At 36.8% G+C, this 5737-nt stretch carries 9 protein-coding genes; 3 read left to right on the top strand and 6 right to left on the bottom strand.

The window, feature by feature from the left end:
• Positions 1 to 636: 636 nt before the first annotated feature.
• From NZM04_01705 to NZM04_01715, 3 genes are all read right to left on the bottom strand, one after another.
• A complete protein-coding gene (locus NZM04_01705; protein ID MCS7062759.1) occupies positions 637 to 1170 on the bottom strand; it encodes a hypothetical protein in 534 nt (177 codons plus the stop codon).
• Positions 1171 to 1293: 123 nt separating this feature from the next.
• Positions 1294 to 1830, bottom strand: coding sequence for a hypothetical protein (locus NZM04_01710; GenBank protein ID MCS7062760.1), 537 nt, complete (start codon positions 1828 to 1830; stop codon positions 1294 to 1296).
• Positions 1817 to 2230 (bottom strand): CHAP domain-containing protein, encoded by a 414-nt coding sequence (locus NZM04_01715; protein MCS7062761.1) that lies wholly within the window; start codon positions 2228 to 2230, stop codon positions 1817 to 1819. Before NZM04_01715 ends, NZM04_01710 begins: the two co-directional genes overlap by 14 nt.
• Here NZM04_01715 and NZM04_01720 point away from each other — a divergent pair.
• A complete protein-coding gene (locus tag NZM04_01720; GenBank protein ID MCS7062762.1) occupies positions 2229 to 2657 on the top strand; it encodes a hypothetical protein in 429 nt (142 codons plus the stop codon). The two genes, NZM04_01715 and NZM04_01720, sit on opposite strands and share 2 nt — an antisense overlap.
• On the opposite strand, the gene NZM04_01725 is transcribed toward NZM04_01720, so the two are convergent.
• Positions 2631 to 2939, bottom strand: coding sequence for a hypothetical protein (locus tag NZM04_01725; GenBank protein ID MCS7062763.1), 309 nt, complete (start codon positions 2937 to 2939; stop codon positions 2631 to 2633). The two genes, NZM04_01720 and NZM04_01725, sit on opposite strands and share 27 nt — an antisense overlap.
• A 346-nt stretch (positions 2940 to 3285) precedes the next feature.
• Between NZM04_01725 and NZM04_01730 the strand changes: the two genes are divergently transcribed.
• Together NZM04_01730 and NZM04_01735 are read left to right on the top strand one after the other, a co-directional pair.
• On the top strand, positions 3286 to 3567 hold the full coding sequence (locus NZM04_01730) for a hypothetical protein (protein MCS7062764.1): 282 nt from the start codon (positions 3286 to 3288) through the stop codon (positions 3565 to 3567).
• A 133-nt stretch (positions 3568 to 3700) separates the two neighbouring features.
• Positions 3701 to 3832 (top strand): hypothetical protein, encoded by a 132-nt coding sequence (locus tag NZM04_01735; protein ID MCS7062765.1) that lies wholly within the window; start codon positions 3701 to 3703, stop codon positions 3830 to 3832.
• Positions 3833 to 4529: 697 nt separating this feature from the next.
• On the opposite strand, the gene NZM04_01740 is transcribed toward NZM04_01735, so the two are convergent.
• Positions 4530 to 5072, bottom strand: coding sequence for a hypothetical protein (locus NZM04_01740; protein ID MCS7062766.1), 543 nt, complete (start codon positions 5070 to 5072; stop codon positions 4530 to 4532).
• Positions 5062 to 5737: M15 family metallopeptidase (locus NZM04_01745; GenBank protein ID MCS7062767.1), on the bottom strand; the 676-nt coding region annotated here is incomplete at its 5' end. The genes NZM04_01745 and NZM04_01740, both read right to left, overlap by 11 nt.

Genomic DNA, 5737 nt, shown 5'->3' on the forward strand with positions numbered 1-5737 from the left:
GATCGTCACTCCACCGAGAGAAGGAATGCCTTTAGTGATGAGAATCGGTTTATTGTGTGAGGCATATTGGTATGTGCGTATTTCGTCATTAATCAGATTACCATTGGCATCGTATTGGAAGGTGCGAGTCTGAGTGCCGAGAGGTTTTACACTAGACTATAAAACTAAATCTAGATAGCCCTATCTTATGTTGTATTATTTTGGATATACTATAGATTCTAGGGTAGGCACCACGGGCAAAAAAATACACCAATTTCTCGTAGAACTCCGTTGTTCATAAATTGGCAACAGTAATGATAAAGACCTTCAACTTTTACAATTTTTCACTATATAAAATAGGATTATTTATCTTTAGATGATTTCTTAAATATCTGATGATTTCATCTTCTGCTACTTATCTAGCATAATTTTCAGAATAAAAAATATCTCTGGAACTCTGCTATCCCAATCAGTGTTATCAGAATGAGAATCACGATTAAGAATCTTTTCGCTTTAATGATAGGTTATATACCTTGAGCCTCGTATTTGTATATCATAAGGTGTGCCTTTAGCAGCTCTCATACGACCTATTACTGTTGAAAATGTTCTAAATAGTTTTCTCAACTGTATGTGCAAAACTATATATTTTATTAAAACTTAATACTGGCTACCATTTGCAGATTTTGGATCTATATAACTTTTAATGTATTCTTCATATAATTTTCCGCTGAGAATCATGTCTGCTAATTTTGATAACATAGGATCACATGCACGTATGTTTAATAAAATTCCTCGAACATTCTGATCTTTATATCGAACTATGAAGGCATCATTCCAACCAACACCAGGATATATAAATTTAGTTAAAATATCAACTTCAATTTTATTTTTTGATCTCATCAAATCAAAATATTTTTTAAATATTTGTATATATTGATCTTTGTCGATCTTGGACAGAAGATATATACATATTATCTTTTGATCGGTGCTGGTTTTTTTATTAGTCATAATATGAAATATGCTATCTAAATAATTTTCTGAATCTAAATATATCTCTACAAAGTTTCTGTTTAAGTATAGCTCATATTCTGATTTTACTGTTTTGTAGAAATTTTCGATTATTTTTATTTGATCTGTTATATATTTTTTTTGATCTGAATTAGATAAACACTTTGTTATTTTTAAAGTCATAAATAAGATGAATAAGATTCCTACAATACATTGTGTGAGCCAGACTCTTTTATAGCTTATTTGCATTCTATTTATAGATAATAAAAATCTTCAATTTTAACTCTATGAAATCAAAAGCAAAGATTAAAATCGTTTATCTATATGAGCTAATATGTAATTTTCATACATTCTACCGCTTAGTATATAACTTACAGTTTCAGAAAGTTTATTATCATAATTACTGATCTCATTGAGTAATTTTCTTACTTCATTATTTTTATAACGGACTACTAGTGCATTATTCCATACCCACCCTGGTGATATAAGAGATTCTAATACATGATTTTCATCTAATTTGCTAGATTTAATATGATTGAAATATTCCCTAACGAAATTTATGTATTTATCTTTAGGTATTTTTCCAAGCAGATATATACATATCATTTTCTGTAGAGAATTTGTATTTTTGTTTATCATTAGGCTAAATATCTCGTTTATATGCTTTTCAGCATCTAGATATATTTCTATAAATTCTCTATTATATATCAGTTCATAGTCTGCAACACAATTTTTATAGTAATCTTCAATTTTTTTTAGATAGTCCATATCAAAAACTCTAGCCTGTATCATATCATTTATAAAGATGACTAAAGTTACCCAAATGATTTTATTTACCAACATATCTTAAGAATCGTATATCATTTTGATTGGGTCTGAACGCCCAGTCATTTTGGACTATTATCCCAGAAGGATTAACTCTAGAACTTGAGGAAACTGTTTCTAAATTTACTTGAAATACATTTATCCCAGGTGATAAAACACCGTTGGAAATTCCGGCTACGACTATTCCAACATGGCCTGATGGAATAAACGGTAAGAATCCCCAGGAATTCCAACTTGCAGCTATATCGCCTGGCTTAGGAGTTTCTGTTGATGCTAAAATTCTCCATCCTTTTACTTTTCCTTGATACCATTCCCCCGCTCTCGCTGGACGACCTTCTACGATAGGAGCAGGATACCCTGCTTCAACAATTACATCATGGACAAAAATGTTACATTTTGGGTCATCTTTTCTGCCCATGCCTACAGCTTTTGACTTAAGCCATCTATCAGAGTATACATACTTCTGTGCAACTCGAGCTATCGCTTCCAACGCCTCATTAAACAAATACGTAAACGCAGCGGAGAGGGCGCCGTTGGCAAAGTTGCCGCCGCCGAGCATCGCTGCAGTCCCGCCAGCGGCTGCAGTAATTGCCGTTCTAGTGAAAAGCCCAAACGTGCCACCTAGCTTGATGCCGTTCACAAAAGCCCCTACCGCACTTCCTATCGCTCCACCGATAAACCCACTCATAAAATCCCCCCCCAGCAATCTCACTCACCGTCCCGTGCAACAAACCATGCGCCACACTCTTCATCACAAACTCCCCTACCTTCACCCCCCCAATTCTCAGCAATCCGCTAAATATACTCTGCCCACCCGCTCAGTGCCCAATGCCAAATGTCGCTGAGGCTGTCACACCTCCTATCACAGCACCTTTGAAGCCAGAAAGAAAGATATCTTTTATGCGTCCACCAGCCACGGCTGCGCTGACGGCGCCGTTGACAAATCCTCCGACAGCCCCAGCCACTATTGTCGCGCTAAACAACGTAGCTGTGGCCGCCCCCGCAGCAAAGGCTCCCATCGCCCCGTGGTAAGCACACTCGCCACTATCGTAGAGGCTATCACTACGATTATCCGCCAGTTTTCTTGATCCACTTGACGATAGTTCCTTAGACTTCGCTAAAGGCAAATTGTAGACCGAAACTCCGCGAGCCGAATAGACGGCTCCTGACGTCTATTCAGAATGGGTTTAAGCAGCATCAAATAAAAGAATAGTCCGCACGTCGCAACTTTCTTCTATCCGTCAAGTATGCATAGCTTATGCTTGCAGCGCGTTTGAGAGGCAAGTTTTTATGAGTGTTGCGGGCGTAGAAAGAATGCTGAGCCCAAATCTTTGTTATGTCTTAAGCACTCGGATAAAAGAATTTGTTCAACATCAAAAAGCTTATAGCTTCAGCATACGGAATCCCATCACTCTATTTTTAATTATTAATTTTACGTCTTTACAGCGTCTTTATTTTAGCTACATTGAGACTATGATTACTATTTCTCCTACCAAAGCAAGAATGAATCTCACCCATTGGCTCAAACTCGCAGCTCAAGGCGAAGATATTGGAATCCTCTGCGGAGAGAGTATTATCGCGCTTCGCAACGTCTCGGTTCAACCCGTTGACCCTGCATTCGATGATGACTACGGTCTATCTGCAAGACAACTCAGCAAGATTTCTCGAAAACTGAAGTCCATTGCTCGCCGCAATGTCTCTAAAAAAACATCCAAATCCTTCAAGGGAAATCTTCATGCACTGCTTAAGGATTGAACTCGACCCTAAACTCCTTAAGCAAATAAAGCACCTACCCTTGCCTGAACAAAAGCGTTTTCAACGTCTTTTGCTTGTCCTATAGAAAAACTTTGGATGCCCCCATACACATCAAGGAATTGGTATTCGCTCCTTGTGTAAAGACCTTTACGAATTTCGGATCGGACTTCATAGAAGAGCCCTCTTCACTCACCAAGATGATTACCTCTACCTACATTTTATCGGCAACCACGATCAGGTCGCTCGATTCCTCCGCACTCTCTGACGCGAGCGATTCCAATAAACCTGCATCTTCAGACCAATAGCTCTCTACATTCCAACGATCCCACATTGAAATCCGAATCATCAATCCTCACCACGCACTCGACTCAAGGCAGTTGAAATAAAATCATCAGATCAGAAGTCAGAGCGTGAACTTGAGCTAAATTAGACCTTATCACTCCTCTTTAATCTAATTGTATAAACTATCAAAACAAGACCCATATAGGTATTCGGCACAATCACTAATCCATATCTTCTATGGGATAATGTTTGCCCAAAACAATCATCTAATTTTCGTCTAGCCCTCTGAAAGTTAAACCGAAATAAAAAAACATCTGCTAATTCGGCTTGATGAAGTATTTTAATAAACCGTTCTATTATGAAAATAAAGTTCTGAGTATAGATACATAGATTATTTCTTATGCGTGATCACCACTTATGATTGCGGTTGCAGATATACGTGCACACTAAATCTAGATCCTCTTATTAATTCAATTTTTGGTAAGGTTTCAACAAAACCATATAGTATAACAATTCGCCTTAGCCAGAAGACTTTCTAAGAAATGTAGATATATTCCTTACTACATTTTGCGATGAAAAATCATCTATATAATTATTTATATTGAGTTTTCTGTAAAGTTTTTAAGCTTATGAATTGATAAAACAAGTGGTTAGGCTATTGCATAAATGCTCAATCTAGCTTATTTACCGGGATATATCTCATACTTAAAAAAAGGATAATCCCCACATAGAAATTGCAATACTTTTCGATATATTCTCTTTTTAGATTGAGTTAGTTCTATAATAATGTAGGAACATAAATATTCCTCGGAAAGATAGATCTTGTAATGATAACTATTCTCTTCCTGAAAATCATCTATATAAATTACACGATCAAATTTTTTGCGCTTAGTCTTGATTGTTGCGATAACTGGCTTGTTTATATCTATATATGAGTAAGTATTTTTATTGTTTTCATTTTTATTGGACCTAGTAAATTCTAAATCTATAAGTAGACCATTTGCTGATGAGTTTTTTCTGCCCGTAAATTTTTCAATGTTTACTATTACATCCATTAAAGTTCCTTCACTAGAAATATCGGCTGAGAAGCTTCCCGTTCCCTGATCATGTAAGTATGCTGTCAGCCTATTGAACACATAACTAGGGCTATTTGCATAACTAATATGATTTGTATTTACAAATATAAAATAAATAAAAATAGCGAATATAAAACTAGAAACCATATAAGACATCTAATCCTTTCTTATATCGCTCATACATATCTTTTCCTGATGGAACGAGAAAATGTTGAAAATGTGGACAATCTTTGATCGATTTAAACCTACCTCCCCAAACTAGTCCTAAACTTTCTCCGATTATGCCAACTCTCTCCATGAGTGGGCCACTCCAAATCAAGTTTCCCTTAGAGTCAATAATCACAATATCATAAGCGAGACCATAGTTATGAGCACTCATACCTCCCTTAGCATATGTAACGATTTTCCCTGGCTTAGTGCGACCTTTTGCATATATCTCATTCTGTTCCTTAATGCTTCTATATGAACTAGATATTTTAACTTTATAGCCCAATGGATTAAGCTCTTTATTAGCAAGTTCGATGTGATCGTCAGCGATTTCAGCTAGCCTTGTGTCAAGCTTTAATATATGGTCAAAATTATCCATCATATCTTTTATTGTTAAAATCGCCTCATTAAACAAATACGTAAACGCAGCGGAGAGGGCGCCGTTGGCGAAGTTGCCGCCGCCTAGCATCGCTGCAGTCCCGCCGGCAGCTGCAGTAATTGCCGTTCTAGTGAAAAGCCCAAACGTGCCACCTAGCTTGATGCTGTTCACAAAAGCCCCTGCCGCACTTCCTATCGCTCCACCGATAAACCCACTCATAAAATCC

Source organism: Candidatus Methylacidiphilales bacterium (assembly GCA_025056655.1).
GTDB lineage: Bacteria > Verrucomicrobiota > Verrucomicrobiia > Methylacidiphilales > JANWVL01 > JANWVL01.